Below are 22,495 nucleotides of genomic sequence, written 5' to 3'. Positions count from 1 at the left end.
CGCTTCTTTGGTTTTCGCCCGCTCACACTGCGGGCTTTTTTTGCCGCCAGCCTACAGCCTGGCGTTGTCATCCCGAATGATAAAGACAGTGTCCGCGTAACCAGGCCGGATCTGTGAACCGCCCTTTAGCCAGATGATTTTGCCGGCCTGATGGGCGTCCTTGACCGCTTGTGCGGCAGCGTCGCCGACCTGGGTCTCCAGATTGATGCCGGTGGTGTTGGGATTCATGTGGGTGGGCAGGGAGAGTTTCGGCATGCGAGTGCGATGCAGGCTCATGAAAAATACATACTCATGCCCGGTGCGCCGAAACACCAGCGCCGGAAAACTGTTGAAACTGTTGGGCTCCATGACCGTGTAGCCATTGCGCGTCAGGATGCCGGCCATGAAGCGCTTGAGGTCCATCGGCGAGTAGGTCGACATGAAGAAATTCCACTCTCGCGGGAACCGTAGGGGGTCGAAATCCAGCCGATCCAGTCTCCCCGTCGAGGTGGAAATGGGCAGGTCTATCGAACGCGAAGCGCTCGTGATCCCTGAAGAGGTCGGGAGCACGGGCAGCATCAGCAAGGGGTCGGTCCATTGCGGATGGGGCGAGGGAACGGCGTTTTTCCAGCTATGGAAGATCTGCCTCAGTGCGGTCAGGCCCGCAGCGTCGGCGATTAAAGAGCTGTTGGCGAGTTCGAACTGCCTTCTGGCGATATTTTCCAGGGTGACGGTGGTGACCTCGGGAAACACTTCCCTGACATAGGCCGTCAGCGGTTTCTCGAAGGGAAGCCTGGCATCGATCTCCCAATGGTTGTCCGGCGGCACGCGGATTACGCTTCGGGGCTGCTCGTCCGGGGTATGCCTGAGGATGGCTTCCAGCAGGTCAAAATCATAGGCGGGATGGCCAGGTTGCTGGATGTAGGCAATGGGGTAGTCCCGTGCGTCGACACGTGTCACCCGCTTATAGTGAACGTCGCCGATGGTGATGAAGGCCGGCAGGGTGAGCTTTGGCTCGACCCCCCATTCCTTGCGAAAAACCGGGGTGGTCTCCACTGCGACTTCGCTGGAGGGTGGCGCCGTGCGCTGGCGCTTGGGCGCGGGCCCTTCCAGAGGATCATCGTCCGGCACGTTGTAGCGGGTAATGGTGAGCGTGGAGTCGCTGCCGTGGGAAACCTGCCGCCACAGCAGGCTGCCTTCGACTTGTTCCAGGCGGGGCCCGGACGCAACGAGCTCAGCGCTTGAGCGCGCCCGGTAGTTTTGGTCGGCATCGCGCCCCAATAGCACCGTCCCACCTTCGGCAAGTTTGACGTAAGTCCGGGTCCTGAATGTCTGGATCCCGGAGGTCGGGTCCGGGTCCGACAGCATGGGGATCAGCTCGGGGGAAAGGTAATAATTGTCCAGCGATAGCGAGGCGGGCACATGGGCGATGGCGGCCTGGGAGGTGAGTTCCGCTACCTGGACCACCGTGGGCTGGGCGTCAGCGGCTTCGGTTTGTCGCCCAGGCGACGGGCTGGGCGACGAATCGCTGTCATCGACCCTGATGGGGCTCCTGGGCAAGCTTTCGGGTGTGGTATCGCGACTGCCGTGGGGCGTATCGGGAGGCGAAGTTGGAACGTTGGGGCGGGTGTTTTTTCTTGGGCTCATTGACGTTTGCGCTCTTGAATTTGAAAAGTATGGGCAATGACTACGTCGCCGCCCGTCGTGTGGATTGACGGGCAACGCGCTGAAAGATGTTCTTGGAAAATCAACGGGCGGGTGCACTACATATGTATTGCATCTGCAAGAGATTTTCGCAGTCATTCCTCAGGACTAGGTCTGTCCGGAGACGATCTCGCCTGGGGAGAGCAGCCAACGCCAATGAGGAAGTTCCAGGCCAAAAGTCGGGCTCAGCGCGATGGCCTGCGCAAGCATCAGTGACTTGTTCAACGTCGTGCCTTCGACCCATTTCACGCAATGTTCGCGCAACAAGCGCAGCGCCTCGTCGTCCAGGGGTGGGTTCTGGCTGAGCCCTTCGCGAGCCAGGTCCTGATAAAGACTGAGATGGTGATCGCACAAGTTGGTTTTTCTTAGGCTCGTTGCGGCGATGCCCCGGGATTCATCGGTATCGAGGGTCCACCGGCGCGCCTTGAGGTGATAACTCAGTGAGCCGGGCGAGCCATCTTTGAGCGCCATGTTGGAGACTCTCAGTTGTGCCGATGCTAACCGTGACAATTCGTGGGGCAGGGCGGCTTCGGGATCGACCGGGGGCGAGAAGTACCGGCCGTCCAGTGCCGTTACATAGACGCGTTCGAACAGGCTGTCCACTGCATGGACGACACCCTGGGCCGTGATGACGCGTATCTGGTCGACGAGGTCGTCCTCTGCGTAGGCGGGTAGATGAAGGATCGTCGTGCCTACCTGCAGCAGGTTATTGGCCAGTTTGATCTCGACCTCCCCGAGGCGGGTGGCGTCGAGTTCCCAAGTGGATGCCTGGGGCAGTCGGGGATTGGCGCCAGCCAGTGCGCCTGGCGTGGTCAGCCGCAGTGTCATGCCCGGGCTCAGGTGGACAAGGTACGTGGAGCCTTGGCCTGTCAGCACTTCGATACCGGTCTGCTCAACGGCGGGCGTGAGCATCGCGCAGGTGGCCTGGCTGCCCATGGGATGGGGCTTCTTATCCAGGGGCTGGAGAAACGCGTAGTGCTTTCTGGTGGGCGTGAGTGAAAGGGGGGCTTGTGTCTTCCATTGCACCGGATCCTTGTCGATGAATCCCTTATCCAGCAACCGCGCGGGGTCGGGGGTGGGGATGGCCAGGCGGTAGGAGGCGCCGTCGCGCAGGATCAGGATAAACGTGTGCTGCGAATCCAATGCGGAAAACGCACGTCGCCCGGTGGTCTTTGTCCGTGCGCTGTAGCGCTCATCGGAACGGGCCAGGTTGTTCAGGACGACACGGCGACTGCCAAAATCCAGGGTGAGACCGCACTCACCATATTTCACCGTGTCCCCTCCGTCTTCCTGGATGACATAGGCGTTGTAGTGAGCTTCGACCCGGGTCAGTTCGCTATGGGCATAGTCCAGGTGAAGCGTGGTGCAATACTCACTTTTCTGCCTCACCTTGAGCGTGGTGAATTCAATCAACCGGGAAACGTAGTAGCTCGTGTCCTTATCGTGGGCCACCCAGCGCTCGCTTCGGTCATTGAGGATGGCCGGGTTCCGGGGAATGCCGTGTTGCACCATGACCGCTTCAATGACGAGGGGGCTGTCGTGCTCCAGCGTCTCCGGCAGGTCTGGCATCCAGTGGAAGCCGTCCTTTGTCGTGAAGGTCAGGCGGTTGTTCTGTAATGCTCTTGGATAGTCCGTATCGGCATAGACATTGTTGAGGGTGACTTTGCGTGACTCCCAGTCATTGCCATCGAAGCACGACGTGATCACCAGGTTGCCCTGCTCGATCACCCAGCTTTCAATCAGGTCGGCGCGCCAGTCCAGGGAAATGACGCTGCTGCCCATGCCGTCCTCGGTGATCGATACGTGGCCGGGTTTGTGGGCGATGACGTAGGCATCGTCCCCGGGCCCGCCGTCGGCGTTGCGGTTGTTGCCGCCGAGAATGAAGATCCGGTCGTCTCCCGCGCCGGCCTCGATGAGATCGTTGCCCCGGGACTTGATGATGTTCGCGCCGGCGCTGCCCTTGATGACATGGGTTCCGCCCTCAAGGATTTCCACATGTTCGATGCCTTCAAGAAGCGCGTGGCGATACTGTCCGCTTTCGGTCTTGGGATCTTCCTGAGTGATGATGGACGCCTGCCCCGCCTCCAGGTCGATGTGATAACCCAGTCGCGGCACCTGGCCATGGCCGGAATTGCCGGCCAGTATCAACGTGTCGTTACCCGAGCCGCCTACCAGCCGGTTCGGCGCAGGTACTTCGTCTCCCGGGGCAATGGATGTCGAGCCTTCGAAAACGAATACATCGTCTTTCGCGCCGCCCCTCAGTCGCTTGACGCCTGAGCCGTAGTGGAAAACGTTCGGCTTGTTTTCAACCCCGAAAATCGTGTCGTTGCCGCCACCGATATACCAACGGATGCCTTTGTGCTCAGCCGCCGCTTCGATGACTGCGCCAGGGGTTTCGAGCGTGACGCCTTGGCGGGCATCGATCCAGTCATCGCTGTCCTTGATTTTCGGGCGCGCGTTCGTTGCCTGATACTTTTCGCCGGTCCACCAGTTCCAGGTGTTGTAGGTCACTTGCTCGAGTTCCACGGTGAATCGACCGTTCACGATCGCCTCGGTGCTGTCTTTCAACGGGCCCTTGAGCAAGTTCAAGGCGTTGGCCCGCAGTTGCCTGGTGTGTTCGGCGGTCGCCTTGGCGAGGGTGTAGCGCTCTTGGATATCGTCGTCAGGGCTGATTGTCCAGAAGGCGAGCCAACCCGTTCGCAGGCGCTCGTGGGCGCTGAGGGTTATGTAGTCGTCGATCTCATCGACCTGGCGAATCGCCCCCCAGACCTGTGACCCGACCACCAGGATAAGCCCGGCGGCAAGGCCCACCGGACCGGCTGAACTGAAGCCCGCCAGAGCGGCCATGCCGATGGTCAGGGTCATCGCGGCGCTGGTGACGCTCAAGGCGGCACTGACGTAATGATCGGTGGCCGCTTTGCCACTCGCGTTGGCGGCGGCCTTGAAAGCGTCAACTGCAGAGACGATATCGAAAGGCAGGGTCAACACGCTGGCAATCAGCCCACTTCCCCGGGCCAGTCGAGTCGCGAAGGTGGTTTTCGCGAAATCCCCCAGGGAGCGCTGACCGGCCCGGATCATTTGCGTGGCTTGTCGGGTCACCAGCGCTTCGACGCCCAAGGAAGCCACTTCGGCGGCCACGCTGGCGCCGTTGAACAGGGTCTGGTAATCGTCCTTGTTGCGGATGGCGTCTTGCAGGCCGCGCAGGCCGCTGTAGATTCCGAAGGCCTGGAGCCCCAGGCCGGTGGGGATGAGGATCTGGCTTTTGGTCTTGTTTACCCAGTTCAGTGACGTCTGGGCAAACTGATGAGGGTCGAGGCCCTGCGCAGACTTCAGGAGTTTTTCCAGGATCTTGTGGTAACTGCCCGCTTCAGTCTGTACTGCAAGGTTTGCTCTTAATAACGGGCGTGCAGAGCGTGAGCGTTGGCTGGCTATTTCAAAAAGCAATGTCGGCAGGCGATAGTCGTTTGCATCGGCGGTCAGTTTTATATGGGTTTCGACATCCGCTGCATTGAACTGCAGTGAGTCCAGGAAAAAACGACTGGCGATGCGAAAGAAACTGTTTTCACCGTTCAATACCTGACCGTCAGTGGTTGCACCCAGCGCATTCAGGGCGGAGCGGGTCACGGCTACGGAGCCGATCTGGAGCGGGCCGTAAAGTTTGTCGACGACTTCGAGTTGGGCTTGCCGGTGCTTGTGTTCCGGATTGAGTCGCGCTTGATCGGCGACTTTGAAGTCGAGCGTCTCGATCGTATGCTCATTGGCCTGAAAGACAATATCGCTAATGACGACACCCCGGTCGTCAGCAGCGGGAGAGGGCGTTATAAGTTGGGCCATTGTGAACTTCCTTGTTCAACGACGTTTGAATTGGCCCTCTATGTAAGGTGTTTTCCCGAGTGCTGTATATCGATGGGTTGTTGCGATGTTTTGCGAATGCCGCACACAAAGGCATTCGCAAAGCCGAGGGCTCAGTGGGCGGACATTAAGGAAGCTGCACCCGCGCCGCCAAACAGACCCGCGCTGATCCGGTTGAACCAGCTCTGACCTTTGCCCGTACGCAGATACCGGGCCGCGCCGTGGGCGCCGAGGCCGTAGGCCAGCTTGCAGATCAGGTCGAGTACGGTCCAGGTGGCGATCATGATCAGCAGTTGCGGCAGGAAAGGTTGTTCGGCGCTCAGGAACTGCGGCAGGAAAGCGGCAAAGAACAGGATGTCCTTCGGATTGCTGGCGCCCAGCACGAACGCCCGGCCGAACAACGCGCGGAAACGTGGCACCGCGGCGGCCTGGGGCACTTCGGCGCCTTGGGCAGGTTGCCGGGATTGTTGCCAGCTCTGCCAGGCCAGGTAGAACAGGTACAGGGCACCGACGATCTTCAGGGCGCTGAACAATTGCTCCGATGCCAGCAACAACGCACCGAGTCCCAGCGCCGAAGCGCTCAGCAGACAGATCGACGCGACCACCCCGCCGAGGAATGCCGGGTACGAGCGGCGCAGGCCATAGTTCAGGCTGTTGCCGATCATCAACAGCGACAGCGGGCCGGGGATGAGGATCACCACCAAGGCGGCGCCACTGAACAACAGCCAGGTTTCCAGATTCATTGCTTTGCTCCTGATGGACAAAAGCCTCACCCAAGGGTGAGGCGGGGTGGTTACGGTATCGCTTACAAGAAGATGAACTTGGCGATGAAGATCGCGCAGAGCACCCACAGGCTGACGGAGATTTCCTTGTGTTTACCGGTGCCGGCCTTGAGCACCACGTAGGTGATGAACCCCAGGGCGATACCGTCGGCGACCGAGAACGTCAGGGGCATCATGATGGCCGTGACGATGGCTGGAATGCTGTCGGTCGGTTCGTCCCATTCGATGTGGGCCATGCCGCCCATCATCAGCATGGCCACGTAGATCAACGCGCCGGCCGTGGCATAGGCCGGGATCATCCCGGCCAGCGGTGCGAAGAACATGGCGGCAATAAATAGCACACCGACGGTCACGGCGGTAAGCCCCGTGCGGCCACCGGCGGCCACACCGGCGGCACTTTCCACGTAGCTGGTCACCGGCGGCACACCGACCATGGCGCCGAATACGCTGGAGGCGCTGTCGGCTTTCAAGGCGCGGGACAGGTTCTCGATCTTGCCATCGGCTTTCACCAGCCCGGCCCGCTGGGCAACGCCCATCAAGGTGCCAGCGGTGTCGAACATGTGCACGAACAGGAAGGCCAGCACCACGCTGATCATGCTGACATTGAACACACCGGCCACGTCCATCGCCATCCAGGTCGGGGCCAGGCTGGGCGGGGTCGACATGACGCCGTTGTACTGCACCAACCCCAGGCCCCAACCGGCCAGGGTCACAGCGATGATGCTGATCAGGATCGCCCCGAACACGCGGTGATAACTGAGCACGGCGATCATCAGGAAGCACACGGCAGCCAACAGCGGACCGGGCTCACGCAACGAACCGAGCTTGATCAGGGTGGCGGGGCTGTCGACGATGATCCCGGCGGTTTTCAGGCCGATCAGCCCGAGGAACAACCCGACCCCCGCGCCCATGGCGAACCGCAGGCTTACTGGAATACTGTTGAGCAGCCATTCGCGCACCCGTGACAGGGTCAGGATCATGAACAGCACACCGGAAATGAACACCGCGCCCAACGCGGTTTCCCAGTTGTAGCCCATGGTGCCGACCACGGTGTAGGTGAAGAACGCGTTCAGGCCCATGCCCGGTGCCAGGCCCACCGGCCAGTTGGCGTACAGGCCCATCAGCAGGCAGCCCAGGGCGGCGGCGATGCAGGTGGCGACGAAGGCGGCACCGTGATCGATGCCGGCGTCGGCCATGATGTTGGGGTTGACGAAGATGATGTAGGCCATGGTGATGAAGGTCGTCAGGCCGGCAATCAGCTCGGTCTTCACCGTGGTGCCATGCAAGCTGAGTTTGAAGATGCGTTCCAGCCAGCCACTGCGTAGTGGCGGCGAGAGGTCCAGCGTCCGGGCTTCGGGTTTGCGGCTTTCCACAGCGAGTACTCCTCAAGAGTCTTATTGTTATTTCCAGCACCGCAAACGCCCTGGGGGGCTGCGATGCGCTGAGGCAGGTAAGGCTGGCGAAGTATGTTGACCTTTTGGTCAGGAACTCGCACGAAGCGAATTATGCTTTTGTATACAAATAATGCAAATAATGTTTTCTGTGTTGTCGACGAAATGTCTGGCGATAGGGATATATCGCCCTTGCGGGCGCTATCGCGAGCGAGCTCGCTCCCACAATGGGCTGTGGTGAATGCAAGATTTGTGTCTGGCGACGTCCACCCTGTGGGAGCGAGCTTGCTCGCGATAGCGTCGGATCAGACGCCTTCAGTCGCCAGACTTGCCCAGTGCCAGGTTCACCGCCAACCACCCATTCACCGCCGCCTCCCCAGCCTCGGCAAACACCCGCTCCAGCAATTTTACCTGCTCACGCCGCAACGCCTGCTCGAACCGCTCGCCCTCGGTCGTCAGTTCCAGCAGCCGCTTACGCTTGTCGGTCTCGGACGCGACGCTGTTCACCAAGTGCATTTCCATCAACTGCCGCAACGGCATGTTCAGCGCCTGCTTGCTCACCCCGAGCAGCGCCAGCAATTCCTTCACGCTCAGGGACGGGTAGCGGGCGATGAAAAAAACGATGCGCTGGTGGACCCGACTCAACCCACGGCGTTCGAGCATTTCATCGGCCTTGGCGGTGAACGCCTGGTAACCGAAGAAAAACGCTTCCATGGCCATTTGTTGGGAGGTCGGGTTTTTAAGGTCAATCATATTGACGTATCCAGAGAGGTCGGAGTAATTTCGGTCAATCAGTTTGACTCATTCTTCCAGCGACCCGCTACAGGTGACCCCCCCATGGCTTTTTCCGAACGTGTCTCGCGCCTCAAAAGTTCTTTGATTCGAGAAATCCTCGCGGCGGCGCAGCGCCCTGAAGTGATGTCGTTCGCCGGCGGCCTGCCGGCCGAAGCCATGCTGCCGAAGGTGGAATGGACGGCCATGCCGTTGTCCATGGGCCAGTACGGCATGAGCGAAGGCGAACCGGCCCTGCGCGAAGCCCTGGCGGCCCAGGCGCGGGGGCTGGGTGTGGCCTGTGAGGCGAGTCAGGTGTTGGTGGTCAGCGGCTCCCAGCAAACTCTCGACCTGGCGGCCAAGCTGCACATCGACGTGGGCACTGAAGTGATGCTCGAAGCGCCGACCTACCTGGCGGCGTTGCAAATCTTCCAACTGTTCGGCGCCGACTGCATCACCGTGCCCCTGGAGGCCGACGGCCCCGACCTGCACCAGTTGCGGGCCCGCCTGGAGCAGCATCGGCCAGCGTTCATCTACCTGATTCCGACGTTCCAGAACCCCTCGGCGGTGCGCTACAGCGAAGCCAAGCGCGATGCCGTGGCGGCGCTGCTGGACGAGTTTGGCGTCACCCTGATTGAGGACGAACCCTACCGCGAGCTGACGTTCGATGGCGGCAGTGCCACGCCGATCGTCAGTCGCTTGAAGAAGGCCAGTTGGATCTATACCGGTACCGTGTCGAAAACCCTGTTGCCGGGACTACGAGTAGGCTACCTGATCGCCAGCCCGGATTTGTTCCCGCACCTGCTGCGGCTCAAGCAGTCGGCGGACCTGCACACCAACCGCATCGGTCAGTGGCAGGCGCTGCAATGGATCGGTACCGAACAGTACCGCAGCCATTTGAGTGAACTGAGGGATTTCTACCGGGACCGTCGCGATCGGTTCCAGGCGGCGTTGCAAAAGCATTTCTCTGATATCGCGGACTGGAACGTGCCCCAGGGCGGGTTGTTTTTCTGGCTGACCCTCAGGCAACCGCTGGACACCCGCACCTTGCTCGCTGCCGCGCTGGCGGCCGACGTTGCGTTCATGCCGGGGGAGCCGTTCTTCCCGGAGCCGGACCAGCATCCGGGGCACTTGCGCTTGAACTTCAGCCACATCGACCCGGCGCGGCTGGATGAAGGGCTCAAGCGGTTGGCGGGAGTGGTGCGGGAGGCGTTGGCTGCAAAAGCGGCTTGATATCAAGGGCTTTGTGGTGGCTGTCCGGGCCTCATCGCGAGCAAGCTCGGCTCCCACAGTGGACCTTCCCCTGTGGGAGCCGAGCTTGCTCGCGATGGGGCCAGTAGTCACAGTAGAAATTGTCAGGCTGCAGAGAACCGCTTATCCAGATACTCAATGATCACCTTGGAGTCATACATCCAGGTGGTCTCGCCATTCTCTTCGATACGCAGGCACGGCACTTTGATCTTGCCGCCTTGTTCCAGCAGCGTCTGGCGATCCTGCGCGTTGTTTTTCGCATCGCGCAGGGCCACCGGCACATTGAGGCGGCGCAACGTGCGGCGGGTCTTCACGCAGAACGGGCAGGCGTGGAATTGATACAGCGTCAGGCTGCGGGCGGCCTGGTCGACCTGTGCCTGGGCCTCGGCCGGGCGCTGTTTCTTGCTTGGGCGAGTGATGAAGTCGATGAGGATGATGAGCTGGCCCAGGCCAACTCGAAGCGCTTTGACGATCACGGTATTCAGCCTCGCGGCGGGGAAGAAGAGGGCGCGCAGCTTACCTGATTTTTCACCGGCGAAAAAAACCGGCGATGCACGCCGGTTTTTTCTTGGGGCGGGTTACTTGATGAGGCTGAGGAATTCGCTGCGCGTGGCGGCGTTTTCCCGGAACTCGCCGAGCATCACCGAAGTGATCATCGAGGAATTCTGCTTTTCCACACCGCGCATCATCATGCACATGTGCTTGGCCTCGATCACCACCGCCACGCCCAGGGCGCCGGTCACTTGCTGGACCGCGTCGGCGATCTGGCGGCTGAGGTTTTCCTGGATCTGCAGGCGCCGCGCATACATGTCGACGATGCGGGCGACTTTCGACAACCCCAGCACCTTGCCGCTGGGAATGTAGGCCACGTGGGCCTTGCCGATGAAAGGCAGCAGGTGGTGTTCGCACAACGAGTACAACTCGATGTCCTTGACCAGCACCATCTCGCTGTTATCGGAGCTGAACAAGGCACCGTTGGTGACTTCTTCCAGCGTCTGTTCATAACCGCGGCAGAGGTACTGCATGGCCTTGGCAGCGCGCTTGGGCGTATCGAGCAGGCCCTCGCGGGAAACGTCCTCGCCGAGTTGGCCGAGAATCGCGGTGTAGTTCTGTTCCAGTGTCACAGAGGCTGATTCCATAAGGGTTTCAGGAGGGTACTTGTTCTGTCTGTACCAATTTTGTACCAATCGAGCGTTTCGATTCTGCCCAGGCCATCCAGTCGGTACCGGAGACCCACAGGGCATAGGTCGACAGCAACTGACGCTTTGACCAAGCTGAGAGGCAGTGATTGCAGGGATTAATACCCGCCGTGTTGCACATGGTAGCTTAAGTGTGACGGCAGTTGTATGGCCGGCGGGCGCGAAGCTGCAATCCGGTCGATGCTGTCCTGAGGTCTCGGTTGACCGTACCGGCCTGCTTGGGTTGAGGAGACAAATCTATTTCAAGGCTGATAGCATTACGCTACCTCTTGCCCTCATCTCAGGAACGGAATCCATGCTTAAAAGAACCTGTGCGCTGGCCCTGTCCATGGTCGCCATTCTCTCGGGAACGCAGAATGCAGCCGCAGCGGACAACCTGTTTAAGGATTACGCCTACGATTCGCCGATCACTAAATACACCGAGGCGGACGGTTATTACGATTGCACGACGAGCCCAGATACTAAATCGAAATGTATCGAATTAGCTTTTATTGAACATAAGTTCACTGCGTCGTTAGTTTTTAAAAACGATAAGCTTTCGATGGTTTCGCTGCTTTCACCGCTGGATCGTGAGTTGTTTTTACGTGCCATGACTGCCGTGAAGAAGAACTTTGAAATGGTAGTGATCAGCGACGGTAAGTCTCTTCTGGATGTGCTTCAAGTACTGGGCAAGTCGGCGAACGTCCAAGAGGCAGCCCATCAGATGACTGATTATGAAAGCGCAGCTTTGAATGCGGGTAATATCATTTACACTTTCATTGAAAACGATTTCCCGATTGACGGTGCAAGGGATTTTCGTCGTCTGGTGGAAATGGCGCCAGATAATGTGAGGACTGCGGATTTCATCGTCAGTGGCGTGGGTAACGATGCGTATATGATTCTAAAGTTCTCCCTTCCCAAGCTTGACCAAAAAAAGCTTGAAAAGCAGGTCAATAAGCCAGTCGAATCATTTTGAAGCGTGTATGAGAAAACTTAAGCCCCGCAATTGCGGGGCTTTTCATTGAGGGCTTCATTGCCAGGAGGGATCGCCTTCGCTTAACCTGTTCGCTAAATTACCTAGCTCACTCCAATCAGTGCTCGAATATCCGACGGGCATAAGTCGAAATTAACATCTGGACGCTGTGCCCTAGCTGTGTAGCAATAAAAGCAGGGTTCATGCCCGCCATGACGCACAGGGTTGCATAGGTGTGTCGACACTTATATAACCGGTGGATGCGGATGTCGAATTCGCTCAGTGGCGCCTGGAAATGCTTGTCGGTGACACTGGACAGCTGGATGAACTCAAAATTCTTCGTAGGAGGGAAAATACAGGGTGACTTCGCCTGCTTCCTACGGCTCTGTTTCGCCTATCGACTTATTATCTGGTTAGCTCCCCAATCCAGTGGTGCGTAATTGGTACAAGGCAATATCAAGGTGCTGCCGGATTCTCACCACCCAGCCCCCAACGCATTTGTGCGGAGGACTCGGGAAGGAACTGCCAATCGGTGCATAAAGTTGTTCGCATCTTTTTTTGAAGCCACTCTTCGAGGTATGCTTTTTCTATCTTTTTAAGATCGAGATTTGATTTTAGTTGTTGGTATTCCGGGTAAAACTCAGGAGGGAGGATGTGAGGCTTGAGATCGTGGAGATTTGAAAAGGAGATCATTCCCTTCGGAGCTTTTACCCATAATGTATGACCGCCATTGGTTTTTGCTTTGTGGTTTATGTTGATCTGCATGTTGTCCCAGCTGAGTTTTTTTTCTATTCGCGTAAATGCCTCGGCAAAAAAAAGTTCGGCGAAGCTTTTTCCCGTGAGGCGACTTCCGGCATTACAGGATACAAGGACAATTTTTAGTGGGCGCATCAGGTCCAAACCACGCTTGATAAGGTGGTCAAGTAGCTCGGATGGTGTTTTTCCTGATAACAGATTGTCACCTGAGGAGCTATGTCCAAGTATATAGAGCTTCTCTTCCGGTCCGAGCTTTGCCAGCGGAGTCCCTTCGTCAGCAACCATTATTCCTCGGGAGGCCGTACCGAGTTTGATGTTGAATTTTACTCTTTCCGAAAACAAAAATTCTTTTTTCTGCATGGACTTAACCCCGATTTTAAGGGTTTCGTCTTTTTCATAGCTACCACCACCATTAGGGACAGTGTCATCGGTAATCGGAATAATCATAGATACTCCATTTTTACTTCTTGCCAGGCTACTGACAAGCGACAGTGAGGGCATTGTATTCTCGGGCTGCAAGCATTCTTCAAGGATACAGAAACCGACGACGCTGCAATTTCTCGGTGCTTTAATCTTGTTTTTTCAGTGTGGTAATGCTTGCTTGGAACTGTTTCTTGCCCGCGATTGTCGAGTGAGTGTGTTTGACAGCATCATAGATTTCAAGTTCGAAGCTTACGGTATCACCGGGCTGGAGCATGACAGAGTCTATTCCTGTCGCGGCAGGTGACCCGTTGACTAAAAACTCCCAATAAAGAAATGGCGCCGAGGATGAAATGAATGAATCGTATGTCTCATTAATCATCATGACCAAATACCCAAGATTGCCCCCGTAGTATTGCAGTGCATAGGTAAATACGCTGGTGTTGTTGATTATGTTATAGGCCCCTTCCAACGCCTGTTGTGCGTTCATGCCTGAGGACCAAGGTACCGTTGCGCTAGGCCCCCCCACCACGGATACGGTTACCGATTGTGTTGTGCTCATAGATTGCTGATCCTTGTGCCATGTAGATCCAACGTTGCGAAAAGCGCACGATGCTGATCGGCTGCACCGAAGCGAAAGCGATATTGAATCTGAACATAGTTCATGGTTTTGACGCTGTCGACGCGGATGGGCACAAATACATGCTGGGTAAATTTTCTTACCTCTAACGACCAGGCAGAACCCACCCTACATAGCGGTGTAATTCTGTTCCAGAGACATGAAGCAACCTGTGGGATTTTTCGCAAAGGGCTGGGGGCGGCAGCGGACACGGCGCTGCAAGCCCGGCAGACGAAGGCTATTCGTCGCGGCCTTCCATCATGGTGCGCTTGAGCATCACGTAGACCGCCCCGGCGCCACCGTGTTTCGCCTGGCAGGAGGTGAAGCCCAGCACTTGCGGGTGCTGGCGCAACCAGGTGTTGACGTGGCTCTTGATCATCGGTCGCTTGCCATCCAGGCGTACGGCTTTGCCATGGGTGACGCGCACGCAGCGGATTTCGAATCGGGTGGCTTCGGCCAGGAACGCCCAAAGGGTTTCCCGGGCCTTTTCGACGCTCATGCCGTGCAGGTCGAGGCTGCCTTCGAAGGGGATCTGGCCGACCTTCAGCTTGCGCATCTGGCTTTCCTGGACACCGTCGCGCGCCCACATCAACTCGTCTTCCGGCCCGACGTCGATCACGAACTGATCGGACAAGCCGTCCACGGTCGTGGCGTCGGTGCGCACGGTGGCGGCTTGGCGCAGCTTGGCGATTTGTGCGCGATCGGCCTTGGGCTTGCCGGTCTCGGCACGGTCGTGCTTGATCGGTTTTACGCCCTGGATGGCACTTTTGAACAGGGAAAAGTCGTCGTCTTGCATGTCAGCCTCCGCGAAGCCGGCCAGTTTACCCAACTCTGGCGGGATCAGGCGCGACAAAACGTCGGGTGGCGGATCAGTCGTGCTTTTTCATCAAGTGCGGAGCCATGGCCAGCTCCAGGGATTGGCGGGCGCGACGGCGGCAGCGGCGCCAGAGCCAGACGCCCAATAGCAATACGACAAGACCGGCTGCCAGGATGATCGCCGAACCCAGCGGGGTGGCATTCAACTCGCCCAGTGCGGGTGGACGGCCCAGCAGGCTGGCCGCACCGGCCATGGCCAGCAGGACACCGAGTGTTGCCAGGAGCGCAGCGATCGCCGCGCCAAAACGAAAACGCCAGTTGCTCGGGCCCTTGGGCCGCAAGCGACGTGCGTCAAAACCATCGGATAACTTCATTCCGACCTTCCTCAATGGGTATCGGCCCTTCGACCGGAAGATATTCGGGTTGTTCCTGAAGGTAGGGCAATTGCGGCAAACGAGAGGCTTTTGCGGATGAGCGGCAGGACGGGCCGCTCATCAAGGCGCATCAGATGAAGTCGCGGGTCAAGGCCAGGGTGGCGAAGTTGTCGGCCATGATCGCCATTTCGGTCTGCTGCACGTGTTCGGCGCTGAGGACGCCGCCCTTGTAAGGCAGGTCGCGGGTGGCGCAGGCGTCCTCCACCAGGGTGCAGCGAAAGCCCAGGTTCTTGGCGGCACGTACGGTGGTGCTGACACTGGAGTGGCTCATGAACCCACACACGATCAGGTCCAGGGGGCCGAAATCTTCCAGGCGCTTTTTCAGTTCGGTGCCGTGGAAGGCGCTGGGTAGCAACTTCTCGACCACGGTTTCGTCGCCCTGGGGTTCGAGGCCGGAAATGAATTCCCCGCGTTCGCCTTGTGGATCGAACAGCCCGCCATGGGTGCCCAGGTGGCGCACATGCACGATCGGGCGACCGGCTGTACGGGCCGCGCCGAGCAGTTGCTTGATGTTCGCGACGGCTGCATCCATGCCGCTCAGGGCCAGGGGCCCTGCTAGGTATTCCTTCTGGGCATCGATGATGATCAAGGTCGCTTGACTCAGATTGGCCGCTGCGTAACCACGGCCGCTGAGTTGAAACATCGTTTTTGGAACGGACATTCTGGGGCTCCTTCGAGTGGGGCTTTTGCGACATTGTCCTCTGGCTGAGCGGTTCTGTGAATCGCTTCCATCACAAGGGCCGCCGTTGCTGGCCTACAGCCTTGTCAAGATGCTCGTCCTGTTCAATAGATGGTGCAAAAAACGGATAAATCCTACGATTGGTCCGGCGCTTTTCGTTCGTCAACAAGGCGCGTTTGGGTGGGGCCGCGTTTGGCTGGTAGACTCGCCCGTCGATTTTTCTGGAGTTTGCCGCCGTGATCACTTCCCGTCTCCGTACCCTGCGCGACCACATCCGTTGGGCCGTCAGCCGTTTCCATGGGGAGGATCTGTTTTTCGGCCATGGCACCGACAATGCGTGGGACGAAGCCCGGCAACTGGTGTTGGGCGCGTTGCACCTGCCGTGGGAAATTGCCGATAGCTACCTGGACTGCCGTCTTGAAGACGAAGAGTTGGTCCATGTGCAGCGTCTGCTGCGTCGGCGTATTGCCGAGCGCATTCCGGCGGCTTACCTGTTGGGTGAGGCCTGGTTCTGTGGAATGTCGTTCATCGTCGATGAACGCGTGCTCATTCCGCGCTCGCCCATCGGTGAGCTGATCGAAAAGCGTTTTGAGCCTTGGCTGGGCCAGGCGCCGGCACGGATTCTCGATTTGTGCACCGGTTCCGGCTGCATCGGCATTGCCTGTGCCTATGAATTCCCGGAGGCCGAGGTGGTGCTGGCCGACCTGTCGTTCGAAGCACTGGAAGTGGCCAACCAGAACATCGAGCGCCATGGCGTCGATGAGCGCGTGTTCACCGTCCAGGGCGATGGTTTCGACGGTTTGCCGGGGCAGCGTTTCGACCTGATCGTGTCGAACCCACCCTATGTCGATGCAGAAGACTTCGCCGACATGCCGCAGGAATACCAGCACGAACCGGAGCTGGGCCTGGCCTGTGGCGATGATGGCTTGAACCTGGTTCGCCGGATGCTGGCCGAGGCGGCCGATCATCTGACCGAGAAGGGGTTGTTGATTGTCGAGGTCGGCAACAGTCAGGTGCACGTCGAGGCGCTGTACCCGGAAGTCGATTTCGCCTGGCTCGACTTCGAGCGCGGCGGCCATGGCGTGTTCATGCTCAGCGCCGAGCAGTGCCGCCAGCACCAGGGGTTGTTCGCTTCGCGGGTTTGATCAGATCGACGGTGAGTGGCTTTTGTGGCGAGGGGATTTATCCCCGTTGGGCGGCGTAGCAGCCCCCGCAACTTTCCTGATACACCGCGTGGGCAGGTTTGGGGGGCGCTTCGCACCCCAGTGGGGATAAATCCCCTCGCCACAGGGTTGTGGAGTAAGCCGAGCCGTTGACAATCAGTGCCGCGTCGCAATCCAGATCAGCAATCCCGCCTGGAACATGGCAAACGCCACCAGGCAGGTGATGGTGAAGCGCAGGCCGGCGTCTTCGCGCTTGAACTTGGTGACCTTTTCTTCCTGCTGCTTGAGTTTGACTTCCTGTTCCGCCAGGTTCTGCTCGGCTTGCTGCAGCATCTGCGCGGCTTCAAGGATGGTCACGAACTGCAGCTTCTCGGTGTTCCAGTCCCCGACCAAATCGCCAACCTGGGCCGGCTTGATGCTGCCCTTGAGGTGCTGGGCGTCGGCGTAGGCCACCTCGAAACCCTGGGCCTTGAGAAAGCGGTCGCGGCGCAGGCGAGTGTCTTCGTTGAGGGCGTCCTTGTTATCCAGGTCGGAACCCTCGACCCGATAGGCCGACCAGCGTTTCTTGGCCCAGGTAATGCCTTGGGCCGCGAGGAAACGGCCGATGCCACGGTTCAACGGCTCGATTTGCAGATTTTCCGGCGAAAAGAACAGGCGTTTTTCGACGTGGTCGGCCCAGACATCCAGGTGATTCTGTTCCTTGCGCACCCGCTGGTTCGGCAACTGGATGCTCATGCGCAGCAGGCTGCGTTCCTTGCTGTGGCGCTCGACATAGCTGAACTCGACAAACCGCAGCGGCCGCACACCGGTGGCGCGGTCGGTCTTGAGCGGCGCCAGGCGGAGCATTTTGTGATGCTCGGTATGCACGTCGGCCCACGGCAGTTCCACCGCAGACGAGGCGGGGGCTTCGGCGGCGGTGTCGGGGGAAGCTTGAGTTTCAGTCATAACGGCAAAATCCTGTCCAGGCCGGCGGGTCGGTAGCCATTGCGCTATCCGACACCGGGTTATCGGCTGTTTTTGCCAGTACTGAAGCTAAATCGACTAAAACCGCCTAACGCGCGGCTAACGAGTCAATAAAACGCAAAATCCGCGTACCCAGTTCGGCCGCCAAGGGCAGGTTGGGGTCCTTGTAGGAGGCCAGTTGTCGTTTCACGTCGTTGGGCACGATGCGCATCACGTGGTTCATGCCTTCGATCAGCGCCAGTTCAGCGTCGGGCTTGGCGGCTTTCAACTGCCGGGCATCATCGGTGCCGACCTGGATATCGTTGCTGCCCTGAATGATCAAGGCTGGCATCTGCAACGCGGCGAAGGCCCGGGCCGGGTCCTGGCGGAACAGCGAGATCAGGTAGGGCTGTACGCTGGGGCGGAAGATGACCTGCAGTTGCGCCGGCACGTTGCTGTCGAGCCGACCGGCCTTGAGGCTGTCGAGCAGCTCATTGCTGCGCAGCATCAACGGCGGCGGCAGGCGGTTGCTCAGTTGTTGGCGCAATACCTGGTCGATCGGCCGGGCACTGCCGGACAGCGAAATCACCGCTGCCGCGTTGGCCTGGGGCGCGGCGAGGCTGGCGATCAACGCGCCTTCACTGTGGCCCAGCAAAATCAACGGGCCCAGGCGGGGATCGGCGGCGAGCTTGTGGCTCCAGGCCACGGCATCGGCCACATAGGCCTCGACGCTCAGGTTGCGCTCGTCCGGGGTCGCCGCGAGGCTGGCGGCCACGCCACGTTTGTCATAGCGCACGCTGGCGATGTTGTGCCTGGCCAGCACCCAGGCCAGGCGCTTGAGGCTGTCGTTGCGCCCGCCCTCGGGGTTGTTGCCGTCGCGATCCGTAGGACCGGACCCGGAAATGATCAGGACAACCGGCACCGGCGTGTCGGACTTGGGCAGCAACAACGAGCCGAAAAGCTCACCGCTGCCGGTGTCGAGGCTGATGGGGCGTTGCAGCACCGTGGCCTGGGCCAGGCAGGAAAACAGGCCGGTAAACAAGGTAAGGCTTAGGGCAAGCAGCTTTAACATCATCACGCCATTAGTTGCGAAGGTGCCGGTTGGACTGGTAGCCGCCGATAAGGTTCGAGGATGAACTACGCGGGGAGCCTGCGTATACTGGCGCCCACTACGAATCCAAGGTTGAGTCTCTCAGCGTTTTTCACGGAGCACCCTGCATGTCCGGCAATACCTACGGCAAGCTGTTCACTGTCACCACCGCGGGCGAAAGCCATGGCCCGGCGTTGGTCGCCATTGTCGACGGCTGCCCGCCGGGCCTGGAGATTTCCCTGGACGACCTGCAGCGAGACCTGGACCGCCGCAAGCCCGGCACCAGCCGCCACACCACCCAGCGGCAGGAAGCCGATGAAGTCGAAATCCTCTCCGGGGTGTTCGAAGGGCGCACCACCGGCTGCGCCATTGGCTTGCTGATCCGCAACACCGACCAGAAGTCCAAGGACTACTCGGCCATCAAGGACCTGTTCCGCCCAGCCCACGCCGACTACACCTACCACCACAAATACGGCGAGCGCGACTACCGCGGCGGCGGCCGCAGCTCGGCCCGGGAAACCGCCATGCGCGTGGCGGCCGGTGCGATCGCCAAGAAATACCTGGCCAGCCAGGGCATCGTCATCCGTGGCTACATGAGCCAGTTGGGGCCCATCGAAATCCCGTTCAAGACCTGGGATTCGGTAGAGCAGAATGCTTTCTTCTGCCCCGATCCGGACAAGGTGCCGGAACTCGAGGCCTACATGGACCAGCTGCGCCGGGATCAGGATTCGGTCGGTGCGAAGATCACCGTGGTGGCCGAAGGGGTGATGCCGGGCCTGGGCGAGCCGATCTTCGACCGCCTCGACGCCGAGCTGGCCCACGCGCTGATGAGCATCAACGCGGTGAAAGGCGTGGAGATCGGCGCCGGTTTCGCCTGTGTCGCCCAGCGTGGCACCGAGCACCGTGACGAACTGACTCCGGACGGTTTCCTCAGCAACAATGCCGGCGGTATCCTCGGCGGCATTTCCTCGGGCCAGCCGATCGTGGCGCACCTGGCCTTGAAACCGACGTCCAGCATCACCACGCCGGGACGCTCCATCGACATCCATGGCAACCCTGTCGATGTGATCACCAAGGGCCGTCACGACCCGTGCGTCGGCATTCGTGCCACGCCTATTGCCGAAGCAATGATGGCCATCGTGCTGATGGATCACCTGCTGCGTCATCGCGGCCAGAACGCCGACGTCCGCGTCAGCACCCCGGTGCTGGGGCAACTTTGATGGCCGGCTTGCCAGCCGCCGTGGCCTGACGACCATGGCGGCACTGCCGTACTGGCGGCTCTCCAGCTTCTACCTGTTCTATTTCGCCCTGCTCGGTTCGACGGCGCCGTTCCTGGCGCTGTATTTCGATCACCTGGGCTTCAACGCGGCGCGCATCGGTGAGCTGGTGGCGATTCCGATGCTCATGCGCTGCGTGGCGCCGAACATCTGGGGCTGGCTGGGGGATTACACCGGCCGACGCCTGGCGATCGTGCGGTTCGGCGCGATCTGCACGCTGCTGACCTTCTCGCTGATCTTCATCGATAAAAGCTACGCCTGGCTGGCGATGGTCATGGCCTTGCATGCGTTTTTCTGGCATGCGGTGTTGCCGCAGTTCGAAGTCATCACCCTGGCCCACTTGAGCGGGCAGGCCTCGCGCTACAGTCAGGTCCGCCTATGGGGCTCCATCGGTTTCATCATCACCGTGGTCGTGCTCGGCCGCTTGTTCGAATGGCTGAGCCTGGACATCTACCCGGTGGCGCTGGTGTTGATCATGGCCGGCATCGTCCTTGCCAGCTTCTGGGTGCCCAACGCCCAGCCCTTGCAGGGGCCACGCGTCGCGGGGGAGGGCTTCCTGCGGCAACTGCGCAACCCTGGCGTGCTGGCGTTCTACACCTGCGTGGGCCTGATGCAGGTGAGCCACGGGCCGTATTACACCTTCCTGACGCTGCACCTCGAACGCCTGGGCTACAGTCGTGGCTTGATCGGGCTGCTCTGGGCGGTCGGTGTGGTGGCGGAAGTGTTGGTCTTCCTGCTGATGAGCCGGATCCTGACGCGGTTTTCCGTGCGTCGGGTACTGCTGGCGAGTTTCCTGTTGGCGGCGTTGCGCTGGCTGTTGCTGGGCTCGCTGGCCGAGTTCCTCTGGGTGTTGTTGTTCGCCCAGGTGCTGCATGCGGCGACCTTCGGCAGCTTTCACGCCGCGGCCATCCATTTCGTGCAACGCAGCTTCGGTCCTCGCCAGCAAGGCCAGGGGCAGGCGCTGTATGCCGCGCTGGCCGGTACGGGCGGGGCCCTGGGCGCGTTGTACTCCGGCTACAGCTGGAACGCCCTGGGCGCCAGCTGGACGTTCAGCCTCGCCAGCCTCGCCGCGTTCGCGGCAGCCGTTATCATTGCGACACGCATGCAAGAGGACCGGCCATGAACCTTCGAACCATTAATTTGCTGGAGCCATTGTCATGAGCAGCCTGTCCGTCTATCACGTTTCGAGCCCTGACATTCCGAACAAGGTGTTGACCCATTTCGAGGACATTGCCGCGACCCTGGCGGAACAAGGCGTTCGCTTTGATCGTTGGGAAGCGTCGGCGAAAATTCAGCCGGGGGCCAGTGAGGAGGACATCATTGCGGCTTACCAGGCTCAGATCGATGCGTTGATGACTGAGCGCGGTTACGTTGCGGTGGATGTGGTCAGTGTTAGCAGCGATCACACCGAGCAGGTCGAGCCGCAGGCTGAGTGGCTTGATGAATATCGCCATGGCCAGGACGAGGTACGATTTTTCGTCAGCGGTCGAGGGTTGTTTAACCTGCACATTGGCGATTACGTCTATGCGGTGCTGTGTGAAAGGAATGATTTGATAACGGTGCCTGCCGGTACGCCGCATTGGTTTGACAAGGGGGAACGGCCGCATTTTGTTTCGATCCGTTTGTCGGGTGATTCCCAGGGGGTGGTCGCTGAGTTCACCGGCGATGATATTGCTCGCCGGTTTCCTCGCCTGGAAGACTGACCTGCGTTCAAAAGTGAGCGGCCGTTACCGTCGAACGGATATGCCCACCCATCGCCCGGAACACGGCGGGCTTTTTCAAGACGCAAAAAAACGGCGCTTCCCATTTCTGAAAGAAGCGCCGTTTTCCCAGTCAACAGCAACGCGAGTGTCCGGCAGACTCAAGCGCTATGGTAAGTCGGCAGCGCAAACCGATGCTGACTCTGCAGCAGGGTGATCTGGGGCAACTCGCTGGCTTGTTCAGCCAAGTCGCGACGGATCGCGCTGATCGCCCAGGACAACTGATCCCCCGCGTGCAATTGAGCGTAGGAAATCGTGCGTTTGAACAGCTTGCCGTCGCTATTGCGCAAGGTCAGCAGAATGCCGCCATCCGGGCGGGGCTGGGTGGTCACTTCGTAGTTGGAAAACAGGGATGCAAACTTTTCTTGAATCATGTTCATAGTTGACTGCTCCATGGTGTGGCAAACCGTGGAGGGGTGGTTGCACTGTCTGTGCCAGCATTTAGAATTTAAAAAAACACTTTAAAAACAAAGTGTTATATTTTTGCTCTCTTTTCGCTTTCGTGCATCTTGCATGAACGGCCATCGTGCATCCTGCATTTTGCGTGGTCGGGCAACGATATTTGGAACCAAATCGTTTTCCGGTGCTCACGCTTCGCCTGCCTCGGGCAGCAGATACAAAACATTGCAAAAACCGCATGTACAGCGCCGCGACCGCC

At 59.4% G+C, this 22,495-nt stretch carries 21 protein-coding genes and 1 pseudogene; 6 read left to right on the top strand and 16 right to left on the bottom strand.

Going from position 1 to position 22,495, the window contains the following annotated elements; genetic code table 11:
- Positions 1-51: 51 nt before the first annotated feature.
- From BLP82_RS18295 to BLP82_RS18275, 5 genes are all read right to left on the bottom strand, one after another.
- Entirely contained in the window at positions 52-1,626 is a 1,575-nt protein-coding gene (locus tag BLP82_RS18295; protein WP_139197877.1) for a hypothetical protein, read from the bottom strand.
- Positions 1,627-1,791: 165 nt separating this feature from the next.
- Positions 1,792-5,517 (bottom strand): calcium-binding protein, encoded by a 3,726-nt coding sequence (locus tag BLP82_RS18290; RefSeq protein WP_092171011.1) that lies wholly within the window; start codon positions 5,515-5,517, stop codon positions 1,792-1,794.
- Between the two features lie 131 nt (positions 5,518-5,648).
- Positions 5,649-6,278, bottom strand: a complete 630-nt coding sequence (locus BLP82_RS18285) for a LysE family translocator (RefSeq protein ID WP_092171006.1) — start codon at positions 6,276-6,278, stop codon at positions 5,649-5,651.
- Positions 6,279-6,340: 62 nt separating this feature from the next.
- Complete coding sequence (locus BLP82_RS18280) at positions 6,341-7,690, bottom strand: NCS2 family permease (protein ID WP_092171002.1); 1,350 nt, start codon at positions 7,688-7,690, stop codon at positions 6,341-6,343.
- 333 nt (positions 7,691-8,023) lie between these two features.
- On the bottom strand, positions 8,024-8,461 hold the full coding sequence (locus BLP82_RS18275; RefSeq protein ID WP_092170998.1) for a MarR family winged helix-turn-helix transcriptional regulator: 438 nt from the start codon (positions 8,459-8,461) through the stop codon (positions 8,024-8,026).
- 84 nt (positions 8,462-8,545) lie between these two features.
- On the opposite strand from BLP82_RS18275, the gene BLP82_RS18270 reads away from it, so the two are divergent.
- The gene (locus tag BLP82_RS18270; protein WP_092170994.1) at positions 8,546-9,712 is read left to right on the top strand and encodes an aminotransferase-like domain-containing protein; all 1,167 of its coding nucleotides are present in this window, start codon (positions 8,546-8,548) and stop codon (positions 9,710-9,712) included.
- A gap of 122 nt (positions 9,713-9,834) precedes the next feature.
- Here BLP82_RS18270 and BLP82_RS18265 read toward each other — a convergent pair whose 3' ends face one another.
- Entirely contained in the window at positions 9,835-10,206 is a 372-nt protein-coding gene (locus BLP82_RS18265; RefSeq protein WP_072406608.1) for a glutathione S-transferase N-terminal domain-containing protein, read from the bottom strand.
- Positions 10,207-10,308: 102 nt separating this feature from the next.
- Positions 10,309-10,854, bottom strand: coding sequence for a GTP cyclohydrolase I FolE (folE, locus tag BLP82_RS18260; RefSeq protein ID WP_010456659.1), 546 nt, complete (start codon positions 10,852-10,854; stop codon positions 10,309-10,311).
- Between the two features lie 160 nt (positions 10,855-11,014).
- Between folE and BLP82_RS18255 the strand changes: the two genes are divergently transcribed.
- Positions 11,015-11,884, top strand: coding sequence for a hypothetical protein (locus tag BLP82_RS18255; protein WP_139197876.1), 870 nt, complete (start codon positions 11,015-11,017; stop codon positions 11,882-11,884).
- A 54-nt stretch (positions 11,885-11,938) separates the two neighbouring features.
- On the opposite strand, the pseudogene BLP82_RS32075 reads toward BLP82_RS18255, so the two are convergent.
- The 6 genes and pseudogenes from BLP82_RS32075 to BLP82_RS18225 all read right to left on the bottom strand — a co-directional run.
- Positions 11,939-12,131, bottom strand: a pseudogene (locus BLP82_RS32075) (hypothetical protein); the annotation flags it as partial.
- Between the two features lie 206 nt (positions 12,132-12,337).
- Entirely contained in the window at positions 12,338-13,084 is a 747-nt protein-coding gene (locus tag BLP82_RS18245; RefSeq protein WP_092170988.1) for a hypothetical protein, read from the bottom strand.
- A 121-nt stretch (positions 13,085-13,205) separates the two neighbouring features.
- Entirely contained in the window at positions 13,206-13,619 is a 414-nt protein-coding gene (locus BLP82_RS18240; RefSeq protein ID WP_092170984.1) for a DUF4430 domain-containing protein, read from the bottom strand.
- Between the two features lie 295 nt (positions 13,620-13,914).
- On the bottom strand, positions 13,915-14,472 hold the full coding sequence (locus BLP82_RS18235; RefSeq protein WP_053146321.1) for a Smr/MutS family protein: 558 nt from the start codon (positions 14,470-14,472) through the stop codon (positions 13,915-13,917).
- 73 nt (positions 14,473-14,545) lie between these two features.
- Positions 14,546-14,866: a hypothetical protein gene (locus tag BLP82_RS18230; RefSeq protein ID WP_060741130.1), complete on the bottom strand. Its 321-nt coding sequence runs from the start codon at positions 14,864-14,866 to the stop codon at positions 14,546-14,548.
- 130 nt (positions 14,867-14,996) lie between these two features.
- Positions 14,997-15,587: a cysteine hydrolase family protein gene (locus BLP82_RS18225; protein WP_092170980.1), complete on the bottom strand. Its 591-nt coding sequence runs from the start codon at positions 15,585-15,587 to the stop codon at positions 14,997-14,999.
- Positions 15,588-15,841: 254 nt separating this feature from the next.
- Here BLP82_RS18225 and prmB point away from each other — a divergent pair, with 254 nt between their 5' ends.
- On the top strand, positions 15,842-16,750 hold the full coding sequence (gene prmB / locus BLP82_RS18220) for a 50S ribosomal protein L3 N(5)-glutamine methyltransferase (RefSeq protein WP_060741132.1): 909 nt from the start codon (positions 15,842-15,844) through the stop codon (positions 16,748-16,750).
- Positions 16,751-16,924: 174 nt separating this feature from the next.
- Here prmB and BLP82_RS18215 read toward each other — a convergent pair whose 3' ends face one another.
- Positions 16,925-17,713 (bottom strand): hypothetical protein, encoded by a 789-nt coding sequence (locus BLP82_RS18215; protein ID WP_060741133.1) that lies wholly within the window; start codon positions 17,711-17,713, stop codon positions 16,925-16,927.
- Positions 17,714-17,819: 106 nt separating this feature from the next.
- Positions 17,820-18,785 (bottom strand): alpha/beta hydrolase, encoded by a 966-nt coding sequence (locus BLP82_RS18210; protein WP_092170977.1) that lies wholly within the window; start codon positions 18,783-18,785, stop codon positions 17,820-17,822.
- A gap of 143 nt (positions 18,786-18,928) precedes the next feature.
- Here BLP82_RS18210 and aroC point away from each other — a divergent pair, with 143 nt between their 5' ends.
- The 3 genes from aroC to BLP82_RS18195 are packed head-to-tail and all read left to right on the top strand — an operon-like array spanning position 18,929 to position 21,780.
- Complete coding sequence (gene aroC, locus BLP82_RS18205; RefSeq protein ID WP_060741135.1) at positions 18,929-20,020, top strand: chorismate synthase; 1,092 nt, start codon at positions 18,929-18,931, stop codon at positions 20,018-20,020.
- Between the two features lie 34 nt (positions 20,021-20,054).
- Positions 20,055-21,200: an MFS transporter gene (locus BLP82_RS18200; RefSeq protein WP_092170974.1), complete on the top strand. Its 1,146-nt coding sequence runs from the start codon at positions 20,055-20,057 to the stop codon at positions 21,198-21,200.
- A gap of 34 nt (positions 21,201-21,234) precedes the next feature.
- Positions 21,235-21,780 (top strand): 1,2-dihydroxy-3-keto-5-methylthiopentene dioxygenase, encoded by a 546-nt coding sequence (locus tag BLP82_RS18195; RefSeq protein ID WP_092170971.1) that lies wholly within the window; start codon positions 21,235-21,237, stop codon positions 21,778-21,780.
- Positions 21,781-21,938: 158 nt separating this feature from the next.
- On the opposite strand, the gene BLP82_RS18190 is transcribed toward BLP82_RS18195, so the two are convergent.
- Complete coding sequence (locus BLP82_RS18190; protein ID WP_003204481.1) at positions 21,939-22,217, bottom strand: DUF3509 domain-containing protein; 279 nt, start codon at positions 22,215-22,217, stop codon at positions 21,939-21,941.
- Between the last annotated feature and the right edge of the window lie 278 nt (positions 22,218-22,495).

Source organism: Pseudomonas sp. NFACC37-1, assembly GCF_900101575.1.
GTDB lineage: Bacteria > Pseudomonadota > Gammaproteobacteria > Pseudomonadales > Pseudomonadaceae > Aquipseudomonas > Aquipseudomonas fluorescens_AA.
This window is presented reverse-complemented; position numbering and strand designations above follow the sequence as displayed.

Bases quoted from the DNA above. Each gene is read 5' to 3' on its own strand.
- BLP82_RS18225 (WP_092170980.1), bottom strand. From the start codon at position 15,587: ATGTCCGTTCCAAAAACGATGTTTCAACTCAGCGGCCGTGGTTACGCA.
- BLP82_RS18215 (WP_060741133.1), bottom strand. From the start codon at position 17,713: ATGACTGAAACTCAAGCTTCCCCCGACACCGCCGCCGAAGCCCCCGCC.
- BLP82_RS18270 (WP_092170994.1), top strand. From the start codon at position 8,546: ATGGCTTTTTCCGAACGTGTCTCGCGCCTCAAAAGTTCTTTGATTCGA.
- BLP82_RS18290 (WP_092171011.1), bottom strand. From the start codon at position 5,517: ATGGCCCAACTTATAACGCCCTCTCCCGCTGCTGACGACCGGGGTGTC.
- BLP82_RS18190 (WP_003204481.1), bottom strand. From the start codon at position 22,217: ATGAACATGATTCAAGAAAAGTTTGCATCCCTGTTTTCCAACTACGAA.
- BLP82_RS18195 (WP_092170971.1), top strand. From the start codon at position 21,235: ATGAGCAGCCTGTCCGTCTATCACGTTTCGAGCCCTGACATTCCGAAC.
- BLP82_RS18210 (WP_092170977.1), bottom strand. From the start codon at position 18,785: ATGATGTTAAAGCTGCTTGCCCTAAGCCTTACCTTGTTTACCGGCCTG.
- BLP82_RS18240 (WP_092170984.1), bottom strand. From the start codon at position 13,619: ATGAGCACAACACAATCGGTAACCGTATCCGTGGTGGGGGGGCCTAGC.
- BLP82_RS18230 (WP_060741130.1), bottom strand. From the start codon at position 14,866: ATGAAGTTATCCGATGGTTTTGACGCACGTCGCTTGCGGCCCAAGGGC.
- aroC (WP_060741135.1), top strand. From the start codon at position 18,929: ATGTCCGGCAATACCTACGGCAAGCTGTTCACTGTCACCACCGCGGGC.
- BLP82_RS18235 (WP_053146321.1), bottom strand. From the start codon at position 14,472: ATGCAAGACGACGACTTTTCCCTGTTCAAAAGTGCCATCCAGGGCGTA.
- BLP82_RS18295 (WP_139197877.1), bottom strand. From the start codon at position 1,626: ATGAGCCCAAGAAAAAACACCCGCCCCAACGTTCCAACTTCGCCTCCC.
- BLP82_RS18245 (WP_092170988.1), bottom strand. From the start codon at position 13,084: ATGATTATTCCGATTACCGATGACACTGTCCCTAATGGTGGTGGTAGC.
- BLP82_RS18275 (WP_092170998.1), bottom strand. From the start codon at position 8,461: ATGATTGACCTTAAAAACCCGACCTCCCAACAAATGGCCATGGAAGCG.
- BLP82_RS18200 (WP_092170974.1), top strand. From the start codon at position 20,055: ATGGCGGCACTGCCGTACTGGCGGCTCTCCAGCTTCTACCTGTTCTAT.
- BLP82_RS18285 (WP_092171006.1), bottom strand. From the start codon at position 6,278: ATGAATCTGGAAACCTGGCTGTTGTTCAGTGGCGCCGCCTTGGTGGTG.